This window comes from Lactobacillus helsingborgensis (genome assembly GCF_000970855.1).
Taxonomy (GTDB): domain Bacteria; phylum Bacillota; class Bacilli; order Lactobacillales; family Lactobacillaceae; genus Lactobacillus; species Lactobacillus helsingborgensis.
On sequence record NZ_KQ034046.1, the window covers coordinates 265091 to 284802 of the forward strand.

The following is a 19712-nucleotide window of genomic DNA, read 5'->3' on the forward strand; positions in this document are numbered from 1 at the left end:
TTGCACTATAATTGTGCAAGTTTTTGTTTAATTGCTGCAGCTACAAGATTAATTAAAATTTCGTTACCTAAAGCGGTAAAGTGCTGCCCATCTTCTTGATAATATGAAGATAGATTTGCCAATTGGCTAAAATGCGCAATCAAATTAATAAAAGGAATATTATTTTTAGAGGCACAATCTGCAGCAATCTGATTATAAGTTTCCATGTCCTTTAGAGTGTAATATTGCATGATATCCTTGTTATTAGGGTCTTGATAAGACGGACCTGTAATAATCATGCGGGAAGCGCCAATATTTTGAACCATGTGATTAAGGTTGGCAGCATAATTACTGCTGCTGATGCCCCAACTATTTGACATGTCATTTGTGCCATATTCAAGCACTACTATATCTGCCTCCTCAGGGATTAGATTTAACCTCTGTATTCCCACAGTAGTTGTTGCCCCACTTAAAGATAAATTGATAATCTGCGCGTTATCCCCAAGTTTTTTCTGCACACCGCTGGTTATTACATTGGTATCACGCCCAGCACGATAGCCGTTGAATAAAGAGTCACCAAAGAGAACTATTTTTTTCATAGAAGCACCTTTCTTTTAGCTAGCAAATTAACTTGATGAGTGGTATTAATTTACTTTATATATTAAAACAAAAACTTAAGGAAGATTAAGATGAAGAACTATTTACAGTTTAACAGGGAACAATGGCAGTCTTTTTCTACTGCTGCACCAGTCAAAATCACTGATACGGAGCTAGCACAGATTAAATCGGTGGGGGATATTATTAACTTAACTGATGTACAAGAAATTTATAGCAGTTTGGTTAAATACCTTTTTTTAATTTACCAAGAAAAATTGTCTTTACAACAAAAGCAAAGTGAATTTTTGCACCAAAAAGTAGCTGCTGCGCCCTTTATTATTGGCATCTCCGGTTCAGTAGCGGTGGGTAAATCTACTACTGCCAGATTGTTAAAGGTCTTATTAAGCCGTACTTATCCTGACTTAAAAGTTCATTTGATGACCACGGATGGTTTTATTTATTCAAATCAAGAATTAAAAAGGCGTAATTTACTTGAGCGCAAAGGTTTTCCTGAAAGCTATAACATGAACTTGCTTACCAATTTTTTGCAGGATGTATTAAGTGGGAAAAAAGATATTGTCTACCCGCTTTATTCACAGGAACTGAGCGATATAGTACCAGGGAAATACGGACATGTGCGCCAACCTGACATTTTAATAATTGAGGGTATTAATACGCTACAGCTGCCCACCAATGGTCAAATAGTGACCAGTGATTTTTTTGATTTTTCTATTTATATTGATGCACCTGAGGATCTGATTGAAAAATGGTTTATGCAGCGTTTTGTCAGGTTACTGGACTTAAACAAAGATAATCCACATAACTTTTATTATGAAATGGCAAATGATCCAAGGGATGCGGCTTTACAGTTTGCGCAAGAAACTTGGCAAATGGTAAATTTGGTTAATTTACGAGAATATATCGCCCCTACTAAACAACGGGCAAGTTTAATTTTGCATAAGACGGCAGGACATGTGATTGACCAAATATATTTAAAGCAAATATAACAGCTTAACGGCACCAAAGTCTATTGTGCTCAAGTGTTAGACAAAGAGTCAGCATCAATGTCGCAATTTGCTTTTTTACTAGCTAGAACGTAAACTTTTTCAAAAATAAAAATGCTTGATTTTAAGGTGTTGGTAAAGACTAAATTTTGCTATACTAATCATTATGAATGAGATTTATTTACTATTAATAAAAAAATTTGCTTTGCCTCCAGCGTGGTTTCCTCTGAATATCAATTAGTTTATAAATAGATTTAAAGGAGTAAAAAATAATGCAAGCAATTAACTTAAAAAAAGGTATGGTTTTCAGTCAAGACGGCAAATTGATTCGGGTTTTGAAAGCTAATCACCATAAACCCGGAAAGGGCAACACTGTTATGCAAATGGATTTGCGTAATGTGGAAAGTGGTGCTGTTGTTCATAAAACTATGCGTCCAACCGAAAAGGTTGATTTAGTAGAAATTACTAAGAAGAATGCCCAATATCTCTATAATGAAGGTGATATTTATACCTTTATGGATACAGAAACTTATGAGCAATATGAAGTAGCAAGCGATCAATTAGGTGATGATAAGCTTTACTTAATGCCTAACATTGAAGTGCAATTGGAATTTGCTAATGACCACAAATTGCTCGGAGTTGAGTTGCCGGCAACTGTGACCATGAAAGTTACTCATACTGAACCGGGAATTAAGGGTGCAACTGTCACTGGCTCTGGCAAACCGGCTACTATGGAAACTGGTTTGGTTGTGCAAGTTCCTGACTTTATCAAAGAAGGAGAGGAACTAGTCATCAATACCTCTGAAGGTGTCTACAAGTCAAGAGCAGATAGTGCTAAGTAGCTCTGTCATTAACTGAATAATAAAAGGACGTAATTTTTACAATTACGTCTTTTTTTCTGGTTAAATATCACCCACAGCTTTTCTCGTGGTAAGCATTGATTCTTGTAAAGCAGTTTCTTCTTGCAAACATGATGTCAAAATATCAATTAGATACATATTCGAGAATTGCGAGTTGATAAATTTCTCATTATTAGCAAACCGCGGGTTATAGACATGAAAAATCAAGTCACTAAGTTGAGCAACCGGATTTTCGAGATAACTGGTAATCGAAACAATTTTGGCATGGTGTTTTTGTGCTGATGTCAATGTTTTAACAATGCAATCGGTTGTACCACTATTTGATACCGCTAAAAACAGGTCGTTGCTTTTGGCAATACTGGCACGCATTTCCATCCAATTAGGATCGCTGAAGCTCTGTGCATCAAATCCCATGCGCATTAGTCGTAAACCCAGTGTAGCGGCAGAAACCCCGGAACTACTCGAACCAATTACAATAATATGTTCCTGCTTTTTTAACAACGAAATAAATTGCTTGATTAAACTTTGATCGATCATTTGTTGAGTATTTTTAATAACTGTTTGATAAAAAGTGAAAACTTCACTCAAAATGTCATCTTTTTGTTTAGGAACAGTATTAATTAGATGATGACCAATGTTAACCTTCATATCGGAGTAACTTTTGCAGCCGATTTTTTTGACAAATCTGGTAATAGTAGAAATGGAAGTCGAAGTACGGTTAGCCAATTCTGTAATTTTCATATTATTTATTTCTGGACTGTTTTGCAAAATGTAATTGGCAATAACTTTTTCGTTCTTAGAAAAATTTAAATAGTTTTTTTGAATTGCTATAAGTGGATTCAAAATAATTTCCTCCTGACAAAGCCTTAAAATTTATTGTAAGTGGATAGGTTTGCTTTTTTTCATTGTACTCTTTTTTGTCAAAAATGAAAATAATTTTCTTTAAAATAAAATTGCGAAAATTATTTTCTTGTAGTATTATCAGTAATGAAAGGGGTATCAAGAGCTAATGAAAAAGCAACCATACATTCTACCAAATATTTATATGAAGCGTGATGGCAAGCAGCTGACTATTAAATTACAAAATGAAAACAGTGGTCCTTATCAACTCTTAATGGGTGATGTGCCAGAAGTTAAACATATTCAAAATGTTGTAGCAGAAAGTTCTACCGGTGATTTTACAATCAAAATCGCGCGTAAAGACCTGCCAAAATACTACATCATCAAGAGTGCAGAGTCAGGCTTTGCAACCAATATCTTTGCTGAACGTGTTATTCCCCTTGAGAATGCAATTAATATTCGGGATATGGGCGGATATGCGGCTAAAGATGGACGCTTTTTAAAATGGGGCATCTTGTTTCGCGGAGACCAATTATCAAAGCTTAATGAAAGCGATCAACAAATATTAACGAATTATCATTTGCAGACAATTGTTGATTATCGTTCACCACATGAAAGACAATTTCATCCCAATAAATATTTACCTACGGTTTTAGAAATTCTCAATTGTGATCCACAGTCGAGTTTTTCTGAGGCTGCAGCTAATGTAGTTGATTTAAAAGGTGAAAATGAAAAATTGGTTCAGTCTCTGGAAAATGGAGAAGTTCCAGAAAAGTATATTAATGATCGGGGCGAAAACGTCATTGAAAGTTATGAAGACTTGGTAACCTCTCCGATTGCGCAAAAGTCTTACGGCAGAATGCTAAAAGCTGTTGTGCGTAGAGAAGCTTTGCCATTGCTCCATCATTGCCGTGGTGGCAAAGACAGAACCGGTTTTGGCTCAATGCTGATATTGCTGCTGTTGAACATCAAAGAAGAAGATATAGTGCGCGATTACATGCTGACTAAGATTATTCGCAAAGAAAGAAACCAGTTAAAGTATGACTTGTATCATAAACTAGTTCAGAAAAAATCATATCTTGATTACTTGATGGCTATGATTGACACGCGTGAAAGTTACATTAAAGCGTCAATCAATAAAATATACGAGCTCTTTGGTACTCCCGAAAACTACTTTCAGCAACATTTTAAATTAACTATGGCTGAAATTAACCATGCTAGAGATTTTTACTTAGAAAAGGGGAATGAAAATGGCAAATAACAATTCCGAAGTTGCAGTAATTTTAGCCAGTCATGGCTATTTGGCAAAAGAAGCATTGCGGAGCGCAGAAATGATTGTAGGCAAGCAAGAAAATTGTGCTTATTTGGCTGTGACTGAAAATCTGAATCTGGATCAAGCAAAAGAAAAAATGAATCAAATGTATGATGAGCTTGACACCAGTAATGGCACCATCATTATATGCGACATTTTAGGTGGCACCCCGTCAAATGTCAGTGGTACCTTTTGCTTAGAAAAAGAAAATATCTTGGTGTTAAGCGGGTTGAACTTGCCAATGCTGTTAGATTTATTTACAAATCGCAATCGCAGTTTGGCTGAACTAGCAGAATCACTTGAGAAGTCCTACAACATGGGATTTCAGAATATTTCAGAAAGATTTAAAGAAGAGGAGCAAGACGAAGATGGCAGTGGAATTTTGTAGAATTGATGATCGTTTAATTCACGGGCAAGTGGTAACAACTTGGCTTAATGTTAAGCAAATTGAGCAGGTAATCATTGTTGATGATAAAGTTGCTAAGGATAAGATTCAATCGAATGTTTTAAAAATGAGCGTTCCGCGCAATGTTAAGTTACATATTTTTTCAACTGAAAAATTTTTAAAAATTGTTCCTCACAACCCGGTAACAAGGAGAACTATGCTTTTGTTTGCCTCTCCATTTACGGTGGAAAAAATTGTTGACAGTGGTTATCAAATACCAAAATTAAATATTGGCGGTATTCGCGGCAATGATGAGCGTAAACAATATACGAAAGCTGTTTTCTTAACTGATGAAGAAAAGAAAGCATTGGAGAAGTTGCTGGACTTAGGAGTAGATATAGAAATTCAAATGGTTCCAACAGATGGAGCCGTCAAATTAAGTGAGGTTTTACAGAAATGAAAGTCTTTATCTTAACGGCTTTGGCCTTTCTCTTAGGAATTGATAATGTCAGTACAAAGATGTTCAGGCGCCCATTGTTAATAGCACCAATCGTGGGCATTATTTTAGGTAATTTACAAGCCGGTCTTATTATTGGCGCAACACTTGAAGTTATGTGGATGGGTATTGGTGACGTTGGTGCCTATATGGCTCCAGATATTATTACCGGTACGATGATCAGCACTTCACTTGCAATAATGGGTAATGCCAGCGGCAATATTTCGACAATGGTGGCAACTGCAATTACACTTGCTGTTCCAACATCAATTTTGGCGCAACAATTGCTGGTCTTGATTGAAACAGTTAACTGTTCTCTTAACGGCTGGGCCAAACGGTTAGCTGATAATGCTGACGTTAAAGGTACATTTTGGCTGACTTGGCCACCGGCATTTTTATACGGTTTTGCTTGTGCATTTCCTACTTTTTTGGCATTACAATTTGGTGCTGGCGCAATTCAACAAGCAATAAATGACCTGCCTAAATTTATCATTAATGGTTTAAGCACAGCAGGTTCAATCATCCCTTCTGTAGGTATTGCATTATTAATGATGACAATGCTTAAAAAAGGTGAATTATGGATGTTTATTATTTTAGGCTTTGTGTTATCGTCCTATTTAAAGCTGGATATCTTACCGATTACACTGATCGCCTTAGTATTTGCCTTCTTATATGAAAGAGCAACTCGTGAGCCCAGTGCTAAAGCGCAAGTTTCACCAAATACTCAAGTCGACAATTCAAATAGCGCTGAAGAAGATGATGAGGAGGACTATGACCTATGAGTGAAGAAAAATTAACTGCGCCAGAACATAAATTGAACAATAGAGATATTTGGCGCATGTTTATGCGACTCAATACAATGCGCATTACCCTAAACTATGAAACACTGCAAGGTGTAGGATTTATGCGGGCAATCGCACCAGCTTTGGCAAAGATTTATCCTGATAAAAAAGACTTATCAGAAGCTATGAAGCGGCATTTGGTTTTCTATAATTCCCACGTTAACTTCGATGCCGTGATTTTAGGATTATCAGCTGCGATGGAGGAGACAACGACTCCCGATGAAAAAGATGGGATCAACCCGTTAAAAACCGGATTGATGGGGCCACTAGCTGGTTTAGGCGATAGTCTGATCAAATTTACCTGGCTGCCAATCGTTGGTAGTATTGGTGCTTCAATTGCTTTTGGTGGCAGTATCTTTGGCCCGATTTTAATGTTTATTCTCTATAACGTAATTAACATGGGGGCAAGATACTATGCCGTCTCATTTGGTTATAAGAAGGGCATTGATTTTTTAAATAATAATGAACAAAACGATGTTATCCAGCGTATTTCCACAATGGCTAATGTAGTAGGACTAATGGTTGTTGGCGCTTTGATTTCAACAGTTATCAAAGTCAAAACACCATTAAAAATTGTGGTTCATTCTAATGTCTCTAACAAGGTTGGTGGCAATGTCATTAGCTTGCAAACAATGTTTGATAAGATTATGCCAGGTCTGTTAAGTCTACTGGTAACTGTTTTGGTTTACTACATCTTAAAGAAGACGAATGGTAAGCATGCGGCAATGTTAATTATTGCAATGATGGTGGTAGTAGTGGGCTTAACTTATTTCAAGATTTTATAATACAAGTCGATTCTTTAGTTTAAAGCTTTAATATAATTAAAAAGGCTGCTAAATTGCGTTAATAAAACGCTAATTTAGCAGCCTTTTAAGGTATAACCAACTTGCTATTTCTTCCTTATTAAAATATTTTTCTAGGGCTTTTTATTGAGTTCAGAAACATTATTTTTAACGTCTTTGGGATTAATTGGCTCTCCAAATGACAGTGTAGGAATTTTTAGTATAGCCCAAATAATTAAAGGATAAATCCCTATTTTCAGTTGTCCAAATACTGCAAGTACTGTTCCCAGCCATAAGAAGCAGGAACGGACAATTTTTAGATAGTATAACTGGCGGTTAGTTTTGATATCTTTTTGGTTTTTAATTTTAAAATATCTAATTTGTGCTTTTGGTTTACCTGCTGTTGAATGAAGATTATTTTTATTACTATTCATGTTTGCCTCATTTTGATAATTCATTTTATGTTGCTTATTAATAGTGCCGAAAGTTGACTTATTTTCACTGGAACTATTGTTAATAAATAATTTGCGAGTATCAAAAGTAGTCTTATTATAAATTGTATTATATATTTTTCTTTTAGGATGGGCCCAACCCATGCCGCGCTTGCCATAGTTGGGAATAATGGCTTTTTTAATAGCTCTCGTCGCTCTGCCTTTTGTTCTGGCGGAGATAGACTTTCTTAAACTGGGTTTTCTAAAACCGATTTTGACCATTATTTATTCTTCTCCTTAATCTTCCCATTTACATAAGGTGTAACCCTCGCTAATAGCTTCTTTTAAAGGCATTTGCGTAATGTTGCCATTTGCCGGTCGCAATCCACGGCAATTAGGATCAAAATGGTAGCGTCTGCCAGAGGTGGGAGCTACGTAAACTGTCCGACTATTGCGGTCATTAGCGGCAGCCTGCTTTGCTTGTGCCTTTTTTTGCGCCAGTAACTGCTTTTTTTGCTTTTGCTGTAAAGCCAATTGCCGTTTTTGCGCGCGTCTTCTTTTTTGGGCTAGTTGTCTGGCGCGCTTTTCCCGTCGTTTTTGCGCTAACTGCTTTTTCCTTAATTTTGCTTTTTTAGCTGCCAGCTTTTTTGCTTGGGCTTTTTTTCTTTCAGCGGCTAATTTTCGCGCTTTTTCTTCTTTTCTTTTTTCAGCTGCTGCCTTTTGCTTACGGCTTTTTTCTACTTTTGCTGAGCGAGCTTCAGTGGAATGGTGTGTACTTTGCGTTTCATTGTTATTGCCAGAACCGAGATTAGTAAAAACAGTGATTACTGCAATAACAAGCCAAAACCACCATTTTTTATAAAAAGGTCTTTTATATTGCATATTTTATACCCCCATATACTAAATAATTATTTAATATAATCATATCGCATATAGGCTTAAAATGCACAGCTTTTTTGTATAAATATATACAATATAAAGTAATAGCCACTTTTAACTTATTTGCTATCTAGAATAAAAATGGACGTTAAAAAGTGCTTAGCCGCCCATTTGTTAAAGGTATAATAATAGCCGGGAGAAAAATGACTATGAGTATAGGACCATTATCTGAGTGGGTGACAGCAACAGCTGAGATAGTAAAAATGATAAAGGTGTATTCAATAGTGCAGCATATTATCGAAATTCTGAATAATGATAATATGCCACATGCTAAAAAAGAAACGGATATTGAACAATCGCTGCAATATCTTAACTAAAAGGGTATCTAGTATAAAAGTGATATGTCCCCAAATTTGTCCTAAATTTGGGGGTCATATCAAAGCTGGATACCTTTTTAAGGGCAAAGAGCAATTAATAATCATGAAAAAGTGACATTTATCATCTTTGAGTCTTGTTATTTTACCGTTATAATGACCTTGTCATGACTTAGAAAGCGCTTTTAAAAATGTAATTTAATTTTTAGGAGATAACTATGAAGTGCAGTAAATATCGTTTTATTACTCAAATCACTGTGGCAACACTTTTAGGCTTAAGTCTAAAAGTGTTAAGTACAACAAATGCCAAAGCAGCTCAAATTGATGTTCCAGCAGTACTTATACAGCAAAAAGATTTTGAGCAGAAAGGTCAAGATCCCTTGTTAAACGGCAAGTATGTCTCTAATGGTTACACGGATGGTGGTTATACATATCTCAATCCCAGCGACACATCACCGGAGCGGGAGAGCTCCTATCATCTGGATACGGATGAAGGTTGGTCTAATGACTTGCAAACAATAATTTATGATAATAAAAATAAAGAGTGGGTTATTTATTATTTACATACAGCAAAAGTAGTCAATGGTGATGCTGGTGCCCAGCAAAATTGGCAGCGCGTAACCACAAAGGACTTTATTCATTTTTCTCAGCCAACTATCGCCATCAAGGATTTAAAAGGTGATATAGGTGATGCCTGGAGTAGTGCTTGGACAGGTTCAATCATTGTTAACGCAGGCAATATTACGGGCGTTCCCAAAGGTGCTCAAGTCGCATTCTTTTCAGGCTTAAGCAATAAGGATAACCAGCAGAATATCTGGGCTGCTTGGTCTGATGATAACGGCAAGACCTTTGCTCATCCTTTAAATGATAAAAAAATCATATTAGATCATTATTGGTCGTGGACTTCAATTAATAGGTCAGATGAAAGAGACCCTGCTGTTTTTTATTGGCACAATAAACTCATTATGTACGTAGCTGAAGGCGATAATATTGGCGTTTATCAGTCTGATGATGGTCTTAACTGGTCTAACGCAAATGGTAATCAGGCTGACAGCAAAATTGCCAGCAGTACTTTTTTCAAAGGACTACCGTTTGAAGCACCTGTCGAATGCCCTGCTTTAAGGAGCATGAAAACGGCAGGCGGAGAAACAAAACAAGTGCTTTTCTTCGGTGCCAAAGCGCCACAAGCGAAACAGACAACTGGCACTTATTATATAGTCGGACACTTGGACGACAAGGGAATGTTTACTCCCGAAACGGAAGCGAAAAGGCTAGACCAGGGTACTGATTATTACGGTGCCAACTTCAGTGGCAATTACGACTTGGAAAAAGCGGACGATTCACTCATCTCAATGGGTTGGATTGGCAACTGGAACTATACCAATTCAGGGATTAAGGCGAATCAAGAAGGCTTTTTACCAAATTCAACGCGGATAGGAACGTATTCCTTAGCCAGAAAAATAAGTTTAAATGACGATTTGACAATCACTAGTGTGCCTTTAACTACAGGACTAGAGGAAAAGAATGTCCAAAAGAGTGTAGGAAAAGTTGCCAGCCAAAAGCCGATTGCTGATGACTACTACAATTTATTAAATTTAAAAAAGCAACCAGCAAATAGTAAGTATGTGTTGCACTTTTCAACTAAAGACCAAAGTGCATATCAAGGGGCTGTGAGACTGGTGCTTAATCAAGGGCAGGACAACAACATTCTAATTTTTGATCCTGCAACCGGCAAGTATCGTCTTGACGGCGTAAGCAGTGAGTTATCAGGAAACGCAGCTAGTTATTATAAAAATGGTTATGAAAGCGGCATGGGCTATATTAATGACGCCGGCTTGAAAGGTTCAGCTGAATTTACAATCACAGTTTATACTGATAAAAATGCTATTGAAATTTTCTTTGAGAATGGTCAAGCGGCAACTGTAGCCCGCTTTTGTGTTAACAATGTGCAAGATGTGCAAATAGACGCCCAAGATGAAAGTAAGAAGAATCAATACGAAATAAACTACGGTCAAGTAGGCAAAGACCTAATCGGCTTTGCAGAAAAGCCTGCAGCAAGTGAACCTGGTGGAAGTACAAATAGCGGAAGTAACGTAATTAACACTGAAACTCCTACTGTAAATAACCCTGTAACTAATAAGCCTGAGACAAATAAAGAAACTGATAATTCAGCAAAGAAAAAACAGGCACAAAAAAGGGTTGTGATGCATAATTCTTGGGTTTATCACAGCAATGGCAAAAAGTCTTTTCTTAAAATAAATGCTGGGGCAACGATTTCTACGTATGGTGTAAAAGAAATCAAAGGCAAGAAATACTATATTTTGGCAAATGATAAGTATATTCTGGCAACTAATGTGACGGGCAGGAAACGGCAACTACGCCACAATGCTTTTGTCTACAATCAAAAAGGACAAAGAATTAAACGTTACTACTTCAAGAAAGGCAAAAAATTGGTAACTTTTGGTGGCAGCGTGAAACTCAAGCATAAAGCCTTTTACATCATTGGTAAGAACATGTATGTCAAACGAGCTAATTTTTAACTATTCTGAATAGATAAAAATGCACTTTCACAATCTGAAAGTGCATTTTTGCTATTTAATTTGTTTCACTCTGATTAACCTGTAATTGGATATTGAATAGTTGGGTTTCTAAATTGCCGGCATTGAGGGCATTTTGTATTTTGTAATCTAACTTTTCCAGATTATCGTTGTAATCCTTGAATTTAGGTAAAACCGCACCGTCTTTCATAATCAAATCAAGCTTTTTAATAGTAAGGTTATGAAAATTGATTACCTTTTCATCCAAGATTTTTTGTGCTTGTGTGCTTTTTACGACTGCTGGTAAAACCGAGCAGCCCATATTGGTCTTCATGACTTCTCTTTGGACTTTTTTATTAGTGCATAGTAACTTCATGAATTCCCAAGCTCCCTTGGTGTTTTTGGCTTTACTTGAGATTGCAAACATGGTGGTCTCAATTGGAGTCGCTTTAATTCCTTCCATACCGGGCATTTTGGTACACTTCCATAAAAATTTGTTATTGCGAGTGATATGGAAAGGATAAGAAGTGTAAGTCCGGTATTGGGCCAGCCCCAACGGCATGAAGGCTACACGTCCTTTGTCAAATAACTGGGAGGTAACGTTAAAAGTCGACTGGTCGTTCACAATGTTTTCTATCAGAGCAAAAGCACGTCTGGAACGATCTGATGTCAATTCAACGTTGCCGTCATTTTTATTAAATATTTGAGCACCGTAGGCAAATTGGGCGTCTTGCCAATTGTAATTCATCGTTACACCATAGTATTTTTTCTTGGTATTGGAATAAGTGACTTGGTGGCACAGTTTATAAAATTGCTGCGGAGTCCAGTCATAACTCGGCGTCTTGATTTTGAATTTTTGCAGCAGCGTTTTGTTCATGACCATTAGTGTGGGATTAGCTTCATAAGGCAGGGCCAGCTGCTGACCATTATATTGCCCAGCTTTCAGGGTGCTGGCATAAAAAGTTGAATTCTTAATATTATCTTGCCACATGAAAGAGGATAAGTTTTTAAATGCTCCTTCACTGGCTAGGGCATTAAAATCGCGGTTAGGCACAATTATCAGGTCTGGGGTTTTATTTTCAATGATTTTTTCACTTAACCAATTACGGTAATCATCTTGTTGAATACCACTTTCATACTTTATTTTGATGTTAGGGTGTTCCTGCTTAAATTTGCGGATAGCATAATCAATTACTTTATATTGGTGTCCGTTGGGTACGTTCCAGCTACTACTGGTATAAAGACCGATTGTTAGCGTCTTTTCGTTTTCTTTCACACGGTACCGCCAATAAAAAGCGCCACTGATGACTAGGATAAGTGTAACCAGTATTATGATAATTTTATTTTTGCGTTTCATTGTCATCCTTAATATTTTCGCTTGTAACTCCAGTTTGCACAGCCCAAATTGCTAGTTGTGTGCGGTCGCGCAGCTGCAGCTTATCCAGAATTTTTGAAATGTAGTTCCGGACAGTTCCTTCTGATAAAAAGAGTTTAGCTGCAATTTCTTTGTTGGATAAGCCTAATCCTACTTGCTGGATTACCCGCCATTCGTGTTGGGAAAAATTCTTAGTATCTTTATCATTTACTTGAATAGCATAGTTGGCCTGTGCCATTTTGGAAAAAAGCCGAAAGACTTTTTCGGCAATATCAGGATTGATCATTGCACCGCCGTGATACACAGTTTTAATCGCCTGATATAGCTCCTTGGTTGAAGCGCCTTTTAACAAATAGCCTGAAGCACCATATTTTAACGCGCTGAAAATAAAATCATCGTCATCAAAAGTAGTTAAGATTATTACCTTAATACTAGGATATTTTTCTTTGACATATTTTGTGCAAACAGTACCATCCATGACCGGCATCCGCACATCCATTAGGATAATGTCTGGTTTCTTCTTTTTAATACTCGCCAATACTTCCTGACCATTCGCAACGGTATCCGTAACGGTAAAGTCGGGATTGGCATCAAGAATTATTTTTAACGAGTCCCTTATTAATTGTTGATCGTCAGCTATCATTATTTTAATCATACATATCACCCTCTGCTGGAATATCAACTACTATTGTAAAACCGTTTTGGCCGTCAAAACTAATTTTCCCATTTATTATAGCTACCCGTTCTTTCATTTGCGTAATCCCATAGCCGGGGACAATTTTTTGGGCTCCCGTGCCGTTGTCCTTAATTACCATTTGGTATGTCTTTTGATCCGGTTTAGTGCAGGCAATAGAAACCTGGCTTGCATGACCATGTCTGAGCGAATTAGTAATTGCTTCTTCAATTATTCGAAAAACCACATCTTCGGTTGTTTTTTCAAAATCTGCCGACCCCCAATGGTAAGAAAAATCAATTTTAATGCGGGAAATATCAGCATATTCCCTTAGCATTTTTTTCAGAGATTCTTGTAAAGTATAATTATTTAGCGCGCCGGGGCGAATACGGTTAAGAGCTTTACGGACATCCTTAATTCCCTCTTTGACTGCTGTTTGAATTTTTACCAGCTGTTTTTTAGTGGCATCCTTATCGACATCAATCAGTACTAAGGTAGCGTCAATACCTGCTGCGATACCAGTTAGTGCGTGACCTACTGAATCGTGAATATCTCGAGCAATGCGTTTTCTTTCACGGTCTTTAGCGATATATTCTGATAAAGCAGCGTAGTTTTTTAATTCGTAATTTGCTTTAGAAGCTAAAGCTAATTTGTTTTGGATGTCGTTTTCTTGGTTTAACTGGTAAATAGCAAAATAAATTAAAATTAAGATGAAGAGCGTCAAGTTCAAGATGGTAATAAAATTTTTCCAGACTAGCAATTTGGGCCCAATGTTAGAGGGTAAAAAGTTTAAGTAAATGGTCAAATCGGGTAGAGTCATGAAGTGGCTCAGAATTGAATAATCTGTAATCACTAATAAAAATAGCAAAAAGACTACTACCATCATCCATACAAGATAGTCGCGAAAATCATACTGGTTTCTGTTGCTAATAATAAAATCAACAAAAATCAGCAAAAAAATACCATTGTATGTCAGTCGTAGAGATAGAAAAACAAAAATGGCTAAAATGAATTCTACGAAGATTATAGTGTTGTTTAATTCAGTGTCTTGTTTAAAAGCTGAATAATGGTGGTGAAAAGACATTACAACTGCCAAAATTGAAAAACTGATGATGCTTTCTCCAAAAATTGCTCGGGGCGAATCAGGAATATGGTGTAATGATTCCAAAAATTGGTAGGATTGCGATGTTTTAATGACATAATCCGTGGCATAAATAAATAATGTGGCGTTAAATAAGATGGCAAAAAAATTGAGCCATAACATTGTTCTGCGTAAAGAAATTAAGACTTTGAATTTAGGCATTATTGCCACCCTAAGACGTTATAACGATTGATATTTTTATCTGTAATTAAATAAACCGGTAAGATAATTGTTCGTGGCACTTTTTTACCCGCAATTAACCTGTATGCTATTCTGACAGCTGTCTTACCCATATTTAAAGGGGTCTGAGCTGCAGAGGCGATGGCATTATGATTGACTCCTAACAGTTTTTTCATATTTTCAGATCCATCCACGCTATAGACATCTATTTGTCGTTTTAACTTAACCTCATCAATTGCAGCTAGGGCACCAACAGCTGCTTGGTCATTCAATGCCATGATGGTATCAAATTTAGGTCCTTTTTTGAGTGCTTTTTCTACTAGTGGCAAAGTTATTTCAGACTGCCCGTAGGTATTAATTTTGCCCACGATGTGAAAACGATCGGCTCTCGGTGATTTTCTGATAGTATCAGTAAATCCCTGTATCCGATTATTTGCGGAATAAGCAGAATAGTGTTCCAAAAGCAAAATACGCGCAGTTTTTTTATGCTTTAACAGGTGTCGCGCACATAATTGCCCCGCCCGATAATTGTCGGATAGAATCGTACAATCAGCATACTTATCCGATTTCATCTGTGAGTCAACAACAATAATTTTAATTCCTTTTTTCTTAGCTAAACGCAGCGCATTTTGAATTTTTCTACTGTTGCCGTCAACCGGATTAATAATGATGGCATTCATTCTTTGCCGGATAAAAGTATGCAGTTCTTCAACTTGTTTATTCACAATTAGTGCTGGATCCCTATTATATAAGCGGTCGTGATGGTCTTCAACATAATTGGCGATTTGCTCGTTTAAGACGGGGTAAAAACTATTATTCATTGTCATATAAGTTGAACCGATTTTGACCTGCTCGTCCTGACTGGGATATACGATAAACGTTACATACACTAGTAAAATAAAAAAAGCAGCAAGAACCAACTCGCTTGCAAGCAGGATACTTGTTTTGCGGTGGGAATGTGGGTTGTGCTGCTTTTTTAGTTTAGTTAAATTCATGCCATCATCTCATTCACTATTCAGAATATCACTTATATAGTAATTATTGCCGAAAAAATAATTTCCTTCAACCATATTTTAGGAAAGCGCTTTTAAAATGTGACAATTGTCATATCCGATTTTATGACATTTAGCACTATTAGCACAGACAAAGATTGTGCTAATTTTAACTTATACTAACGAAGAGAGGAATGAAGTATTGAAATATTTAATTTTGGTTTCTCACGGACAGTTTGCTGAAGGAGTAAAAACTTCATTGGAAATGTTTGCTGGGGATGCTATTAAGCGTTGTTTTGCATTATGTCTTCATAATGGTGATTCTGCAGAAGACTTTACTAAGAAAGTTACCGCCTTTTTGCAAAAAGAAGAGTTTAAAAAAGAAGATGAATTTGTTGTCATTGCCGATATCATTGGCGGCAGTCCGTTAACTACCTTTTTAAATGTCTTCTCTGAAAACGGGTATCTAGCAAATTCTGTAGTAATCGGCGGAATGAACTTTTCAATGGCACTTACCGCGCTAATCTCCTTGGACACTATGCCTAAAGAAGAATTGGTTAAGTCAGCTTTAAGTGAAGGTGAAAAAGCAATAAAGCAATATGAAATTCCACAAAATTCAGTTGATAACGAAGATGACATTTAAATCTAGGAGGAAAAACAATGACTGTTTCATTGATTAGAGTCGATGACCGGATAATTCATGGTTTAATTACTACCCGTTGGGCAAAAGAACGTCCTTGTGACGGAATTATAGCTGTAAATGACAAGGCAGCTACCAACCCTATCTTAAAATCCGCATATAAATCCGCGGGTGAAGATCAGGGTAAGAAAACTTTTATATGGACAATGGCTCACTTTAATGATGTTAAGGATAAAGTATTGAATTCTAAGACGCGGTACTTTTTGATTACCAAGAATCCACAAGATATGAAGCACATTTTGGTCGATCTTGATTTTGTCCCAAGTGACCAAAAAGAGTTGATTGTGGGTCCAGGTAATGACCGTCCGGGAGCAATCAAATTAGGCAGTAATCAATCTTTTACACAAGAAGAAGGTGATGCTTTTGAGGCAATTAGCCAAAAAGGATATAAGGTTCACTTTGCTTTATTACCAGATAAACAATTAGGCTACTGGGATAAATTCAAAGGGAAATTCGGTTATTGAGATATATTTACTCAAACGAGTATCTAGCCTTAATAATTTTAATAAGAAGAAGGAGAAAAAATGACTATAAGTTGGTTACAAGCCGCCATTTTGGGAGTATTTGCGTGTTTATGTTCAAACTCCTGTATGGCTGGTCAAGCAGTCGGTAATTATACTATTGGACGGCCACTAGTTGGTGGATTGGTCTGTGGTATCGTTTTAGGCAACTTGCCGCTAGGAATTGCCTGTGGAGTTGCTACCCAGTTGGTTTACATTGCGTTAGTTACACCCGGTGGTACGGTTGCTGCTGATGTGCGGGCAATTTCATATATTGGTATTCCTCTAGCTATGGTTGCTATTTCATCACGTGGACTTAACCCAATGGGTTCAGCAGCTGCAAACATGGCAAAGTCTCTTGCTACTCTGGTAGGTACAGTCGGATCAGTCCTATTTTATGCAGTGGCATTTATGAACCTGATTTGGCAGGCATTTGGCTGGAAAGATATTGAAAACGGTAAGTTAAATCGCCTCTACGGAGTTGATTTTGGCTGGCCTTGGTTATCTCACTTAGTATTCTCATTCCTGCCGACACTTTTGATGACTCACTACGGTGCAGAAGCCGTAACTGCTTTGAGAACAGCCTTACCAATGAATGGCATCCCAATGAAGACCCTGTTTACTGTTGGTGCGATGCTGCCATGTGTTGGTATTGCTATCTTGCTGCGCCAAATTATTAATAAAGCGACTGATTTCATTCCATTTTTAGTTGGTTTCACTTTAGCAGCTTCATTACACTTAAACCTTGTTGCTGTGACAGTTATTTCATTATTGTTTGCTGTAATTATGTATGAAATTGAAATGGCTAAGGGCTCAGGAAATTCAAGTACTAGTTACGCCTCATCAAATGAAAATGCCGTTGGTGACGATGAAGAAGAGGAGGACATCTAAAAATGGATGCAGAAAAAAAGAGAATTAGCCATAAGACCCTGAATAAGTCTTTTAATATCTGGTTTTGGGGTGCATTAACCTGCTTTTCTCAAGAGCACATGCAGACGTTTGGCTATTTATGTTCGATGTTGCCAATTATCAAGGAATTATATCCTAATGATAATGAGACACAGACTAATAACATTAAGGCATATACAGCGTTCTTCAACACCAACCCAATGTTAGGTTCGGTTATCATCGGTGCTACTGCCAGTCTTGAAGAAGCACGTGCAAACGGTGAAAATATTGATGGTCAAACTATTAATGACATGCGTGCCGGTTTGATGGGACCAATAGCTGGTATTGGTGACTCACTAATTGACGGTACTTTGATTCCGATTTTACTTGGTATCGCTTTAGGTATGTCAAGAAACGGTTCACCAGTTGGTGCTATTTTTTACATCATCGTTTGGGATCTCATTGCTTACTTTGGTCAACGTTTCCTATACTTTCGTGGTTACAAGCTGGGGGATAAAGCTGTCGGCTTTTTAGTAGGTAAGCAAGGTAAAGCCGTTAGACGTGCGATCTCCATTGTCGGTGGTATGGTTGTTGGTGGTGTACTGGCTACCTGGGTTAACGTCACTACTTCTTTACAACTGAGAGATAATACCGGGCACGTTTTCCTTGATTTGCAAAAGCAGTTAGATGGTATCTTCCCTGGCATCTTAACAGTAATCGTTACTCTTTTCTGCTGGTGGTTAATGTCCAAAAAGCATGTTTCTGCTATCTGGACAATGATCATTTTGATTGGTGTAGCTTTTGTCGGTGTTGTCCTTGGCGTATTCAATCCAGGACTCAAATACTAGAAGTAAAAACGGTGTAATAATGGACCTTAAGAAAATAACTGCCGGTTATCAAAACGAAGTTAATTATCAAAAAAAGATGCTGCAAAATTTACAGTATTGGTTGCAGACTTTATTGGCAATTGCCGCAATCGGCTTGGTCTTATGCTATTATTTCTATGGCAAAACAACTTGGCTCTTTATTGTGGGCGTGATTTTACTGGTATTTGGTGTTCTTGGCGGGGCTATTGTTGCTTATGGCAGGCACCGTGGTAAGCAGAATGTTAAATTGATAATTTCTGATTACGAAAAGAAAGTTAACTATTTAAAAAATAAATAAAGAGTAAATCAAATAGGGCTGAAGAAATAAATTCTTCAGCCCTATTTTTATATTTAAAACAATATTTAAAACTTAGTTTCTTTAATGTCATCTTCTGGGCGGTGTTCTTGGATTCGTATTATTTGCCAGTCATAATCGCTTTTATTGCTATTAGTTAAATCAATATTCAGTTCATTATTGCTAAACTCAAACTCTAATTCTGTTCTTTGATCAATCAGTTCGATGTGGTTAGGTTTAGCAGTTAGACCTGTAATTTTGATGGTTTCGGGTAAGGGAGACTTAACAAAAATATATTTTTGATATTTTGCATGTCTGTTTTGCAAGATAAAGCAGCTATCTTCTGCTACATTGCCAACTTTAAGGGTACAAGGCTCGCTTTCATTAAAAGCATGACCAAAAATGTGCATCCAATTGTTGATTTGTTTCAGCATTAATTCTGTTTCAGGTGTCAACTTGCCATCTTCAGTGACTGGAACATTAATGATCGTTTTTGCTCCTGCTTTGCGGTTTGAAATCAGTCTGTCTATTGCGTCTGTTGCAGTCAAGTCAGTACCTTGTACGGGCTTTTCTATTAAAGAAATAGTGTATTTTGCACATGCTTTCTTAAAATCAGGAATATTTGCATCAGCAGCAATAACGCGGGCGCCAATATTGCGGGCAGTTTTTACTAAAAAATCAGCATCTACATCTTTTGCATTTTTTAGTTTAAAATTTAATACGATGGCAAAATCGGGATTCATTAATTTCTCTCCTTTAGTAAATATTATTAATAAGTTTAACC

General features: G+C 37.0%; 22 protein-coding genes and 1 pseudogene. 14 read left to right on the top strand and 9 right to left on the bottom strand.

Going from position 1 to position 19712, the window contains the following annotated elements; all coding sequences use genetic code 11:
• Positions 1–5: 5 nt before the first annotated feature.
• Positions 6–578, bottom strand: a complete 573-nt coding sequence (locus tag JF73_RS01205) for an SGNH/GDSL hydrolase family protein (protein WP_046326659.1) — start codon at positions 576–578, stop codon at positions 6–8.
• A gap of 90 nt (positions 579–668) precedes the next feature.
• On the opposite strand from JF73_RS01205, the gene coaA reads away from it, so the two are divergent.
• Together coaA and efp are read left to right on the top strand one after the other, a co-directional pair.
• Positions 669–1583, top strand: coding sequence for a type I pantothenate kinase (gene coaA / locus JF73_RS01210; RefSeq protein WP_046326660.1), 915 nt, complete (start codon positions 669–671; stop codon positions 1581–1583).
• Positions 1584–1849: 266 nt separating this feature from the next.
• Positions 1850–2422, top strand: coding sequence for an elongation factor P (efp, locus tag JF73_RS01215; RefSeq protein WP_038521018.1), 573 nt, complete (start codon positions 1850–1852; stop codon positions 2420–2422).
• Positions 2423–2482: 60 nt separating this feature from the next.
• Here efp and JF73_RS01220 read toward each other — a convergent pair whose 3' ends face one another.
• The gene (locus JF73_RS01220; RefSeq protein ID WP_046326661.1) at positions 2483–3283 is read right to left on the bottom strand and encodes a MurR/RpiR family transcriptional regulator; all 801 of its coding nucleotides are present in this window, start codon (positions 3281–3283) and stop codon (positions 2483–2485) included.
• Positions 3284–3449: 166 nt separating this feature from the next.
• On the opposite strand from JF73_RS01220, the gene JF73_RS01225 reads away from it, so the two are divergent.
• From JF73_RS01225 to JF73_RS01245, 5 genes are read left to right on the top strand one after another with little or no spacing between them, the layout of a single operon-like run.
• Complete coding sequence (locus JF73_RS01225) at positions 3450–4541, top strand: tyrosine-protein phosphatase (RefSeq protein ID WP_046326662.1); 1092 nt, start codon at positions 3450–3452, stop codon at positions 4539–4541.
• The gene (locus JF73_RS01230) at positions 4531–4980 is read left to right on the top strand and encodes a PTS sugar transporter subunit IIA (protein WP_038521023.1); all 450 of its coding nucleotides are present in this window, start codon (positions 4531–4533) and stop codon (positions 4978–4980) included. Before JF73_RS01225 ends, JF73_RS01230 begins: the two co-directional genes overlap by 11 nt.
• Entirely contained in the window at positions 4961–5437 is a 477-nt protein-coding gene (locus JF73_RS01235; RefSeq protein ID WP_038521026.1) for a PTS sugar transporter subunit IIB, read from the top strand. The genes JF73_RS01230 and JF73_RS01235 overlap by 20 nt, the downstream gene beginning before the upstream one ends.
• Complete coding sequence (locus JF73_RS01240; RefSeq protein ID WP_143435066.1) at positions 5434–6255, top strand: PTS mannose/fructose/sorbose/N-acetylgalactosamine transporter subunit IIC; 822 nt, start codon at positions 5434–5436, stop codon at positions 6253–6255. Before JF73_RS01235 ends, JF73_RS01240 begins: the two co-directional genes overlap by 4 nt.
• Entirely contained in the window at positions 6252–7100 is an 849-nt protein-coding gene (locus JF73_RS01245; protein WP_046326663.1) for a PTS system mannose/fructose/sorbose family transporter subunit IID, read from the top strand. The genes JF73_RS01240 and JF73_RS01245 overlap by 4 nt, the downstream gene beginning before the upstream one ends.
• A gap of 515 nt (positions 7101–7615) precedes the next feature.
• Here JF73_RS01245 and JF73_RS09935 read toward each other — a convergent pair.
• Positions 7616–7810: pseudogene (locus JF73_RS09935) on the bottom strand (hypothetical protein); the annotation flags it as partial.
• A 15-nt stretch (positions 7811–7825) separates the two neighbouring features.
• The gene (locus tag JF73_RS01255) at positions 7826–8410 is read right to left on the bottom strand and encodes a hypothetical protein (RefSeq protein ID WP_046326665.1); all 585 of its coding nucleotides are present in this window, start codon (positions 8408–8410) and stop codon (positions 7826–7828) included.
• A gap of 206 nt (positions 8411–8616) precedes the next feature.
• Between JF73_RS01255 and JF73_RS09685 the strand changes: the two genes are divergently transcribed.
• Together JF73_RS09685 and JF73_RS09285 are read left to right on the top strand one after the other, a co-directional pair.
• Positions 8617–8784 carry a hypothetical protein gene (locus tag JF73_RS09685; protein ID WP_158593308.1) on the top strand — a complete coding sequence of 56 codons (168 nt, stop codon included), beginning with the start codon at positions 8617–8619 and terminating at the stop codon, positions 8782–8784.
• Positions 8785–8999: 215 nt separating this feature from the next.
• Positions 9000–11321, top strand: a complete 2322-nt coding sequence (locus tag JF73_RS09285; protein ID WP_052727755.1) for an SLAP domain-containing protein — start codon at positions 9000–9002, stop codon at positions 11319–11321.
• A gap of 55 nt (positions 11322–11376) precedes the next feature.
• Here the strand turns inward: JF73_RS09285 and JF73_RS01265 are convergent, their stop codons facing one another.
• From JF73_RS01265 to JF73_RS01280, 4 genes are read right to left on the bottom strand one after another with little or no spacing between them, the layout of a single operon-like run.
• A complete protein-coding gene (locus tag JF73_RS01265; protein WP_052727756.1) occupies positions 11377–12675 on the bottom strand; it encodes an ABC transporter substrate-binding protein in 1299 nt (432 codons plus the stop codon).
• On the bottom strand, positions 12659–13348 hold the full coding sequence (locus JF73_RS01270; RefSeq protein WP_038521043.1) for a response regulator transcription factor: 690 nt from the start codon (positions 13346–13348) through the stop codon (positions 12659–12661). The genes JF73_RS01265 and JF73_RS01270 overlap by 17 nt, the downstream gene beginning before the upstream one ends.
• Entirely contained in the window at positions 13341–14669 is a 1329-nt protein-coding gene (locus JF73_RS01275; protein ID WP_046326667.1) for a sensor histidine kinase, read from the bottom strand. The genes JF73_RS01270 and JF73_RS01275 overlap by 8 nt, the downstream gene beginning before the upstream one ends.
• A complete protein-coding gene (locus JF73_RS01280; protein WP_046326668.1) occupies positions 14669–15682 on the bottom strand; it encodes a sugar ABC transporter substrate-binding protein in 1014 nt (337 codons plus the stop codon). The genes JF73_RS01275 and JF73_RS01280 overlap by 1 nt, the downstream gene beginning before the upstream one ends.
• 199 nt (positions 15683–15881) lie before the next feature.
• On the opposite strand from JF73_RS01280, the gene JF73_RS01285 reads away from it, so the two are divergent.
• Genes JF73_RS01285 through JF73_RS01305 form a run of 5 tightly spaced genes read left to right on the top strand, consistent with a single transcriptional unit; the run spans position 15882 to position 18931 of the window.
• Positions 15882–16322: a PTS sugar transporter subunit IIA gene (locus tag JF73_RS01285; RefSeq protein ID WP_046326669.1), complete on the top strand. Its 441-nt coding sequence runs from the start codon at positions 15882–15884 to the stop codon at positions 16320–16322.
• 17 nt (positions 16323–16339) lie between these two features.
• A complete protein-coding gene (locus JF73_RS01290; protein ID WP_038521053.1) occupies positions 16340–16843 on the top strand; it encodes a PTS sugar transporter subunit IIB in 504 nt (167 codons plus the stop codon).
• Between the two features lie 60 nt (positions 16844–16903).
• Positions 16904–17770 (top strand): PTS mannose/fructose/sorbose/N-acetylgalactosamine transporter subunit IIC, encoded by an 867-nt coding sequence (locus JF73_RS01295; protein WP_038521056.1) that lies wholly within the window; start codon positions 16904–16906, stop codon positions 17768–17770.
• 2 nt (positions 17771–17772) lie between these two features.
• Positions 17773–18615: a PTS system mannose/fructose/sorbose family transporter subunit IID gene (locus JF73_RS01300; protein ID WP_046326670.1), complete on the top strand. Its 843-nt coding sequence runs from the start codon at positions 17773–17775 to the stop codon at positions 18613–18615.
• A 19-nt stretch (positions 18616–18634) separates the two neighbouring features.
• Complete coding sequence (locus JF73_RS01305) at positions 18635–18931, top strand: PTS fructose transporter subunit IA (RefSeq protein ID WP_038521061.1); 297 nt, start codon at positions 18635–18637, stop codon at positions 18929–18931.
• 65 nt (positions 18932–18996) lie between these two features.
• Here the strand turns inward: JF73_RS01305 and JF73_RS01310 are convergent, their stop codons facing one another.
• Entirely contained in the window at positions 18997–19671 is a 675-nt protein-coding gene (locus JF73_RS01310; protein ID WP_046326671.1) for a hypothetical protein, read from the bottom strand.
• Positions 19672–19712 lie beyond the last annotated feature (41 nt).

Coding starts and splice junctions, on each gene's coding strand:
- JF73_RS01205 (WP_046326659.1), bottom strand. CDS start 578: ATGAAAAAAATAGTTCTCTTTGGTGACTCTTTATTCAACGGCTATCGT.
- coaA (WP_046326660.1), top strand. CDS start 669: ATGAAGAACTATTTACAGTTTAACAGGGAACAATGGCAGTCTTTTTCT.
- JF73_RS01225 (WP_046326662.1), top strand. CDS start 3,450: ATGAAAAAGCAACCATACATTCTACCAAATATTTATATGAAGCGTGAT.
- JF73_RS01230 (WP_038521023.1), top strand. CDS start 4,531: ATGGCAAATAACAATTCCGAAGTTGCAGTAATTTTAGCCAGTCATGGC.
- JF73_RS01235 (WP_038521026.1), top strand. CDS start 4,961: ATGGCAGTGGAATTTTGTAGAATTGATGATCGTTTAATTCACGGGCAA.
- JF73_RS01240 (WP_143435066.1), top strand. CDS start 5,434: ATGAAAGTCTTTATCTTAACGGCTTTGGCCTTTCTCTTAGGAATTGAT.
- JF73_RS01245 (WP_046326663.1), top strand. CDS start 6,252: ATGAGTGAAGAAAAATTAACTGCGCCAGAACATAAATTGAACAATAGA.
- JF73_RS01255 (WP_046326665.1), bottom strand. CDS start 8,410: ATGCAATATAAAAGACCTTTTTATAAAAAATGGTGGTTTTGGCTTGTT.
- JF73_RS09685 (WP_158593308.1), top strand. CDS start 8,617: ATGAGTATAGGACCATTATCTGAGTGGGTGACAGCAACAGCTGAGATA.
- JF73_RS09285 (WP_052727755.1), top strand. CDS start 9,000: ATGAAGTGCAGTAAATATCGTTTTATTACTCAAATCACTGTGGCAACA.
- JF73_RS01265 (WP_052727756.1), bottom strand. CDS start 12,675: ATGAAACGCAAAAATAAAATTATCATAATACTGGTTACACTTATCCTA.
- JF73_RS01270 (WP_038521043.1), bottom strand. CDS start 13,348: ATGATTAAAATAATGATAGCTGACGATCAACAATTAATAAGGGACTCG.
- JF73_RS01275 (WP_046326667.1), bottom strand. CDS start 14,669: ATGCCTAAATTCAAAGTCTTAATTTCTTTACGCAGAACAATGTTATGG.
- JF73_RS01280 (WP_046326668.1), bottom strand. CDS start 15,682: ATGAATTTAACTAAACTAAAAAAGCAGCACAACCCACATTCCCACCGC.
- JF73_RS01290 (WP_038521053.1), top strand. CDS start 16,340: ATGACTGTTTCATTGATTAGAGTCGATGACCGGATAATTCATGGTTTA.
- JF73_RS01295 (WP_038521056.1), top strand. CDS start 16,904: ATGACTATAAGTTGGTTACAAGCCGCCATTTTGGGAGTATTTGCGTGT.
- JF73_RS01300 (WP_046326670.1), top strand. CDS start 17,773: ATGGATGCAGAAAAAAAGAGAATTAGCCATAAGACCCTGAATAAGTCT.
- JF73_RS01305 (WP_038521061.1), top strand. CDS start 18,635: ATGGACCTTAAGAAAATAACTGCCGGTTATCAAAACGAAGTTAATTAT.
- JF73_RS01310 (WP_046326671.1), bottom strand. CDS start 19,671: ATGAATCCCGATTTTGCCATCGTATTAAATTTTAAACTAAAAAATGCA.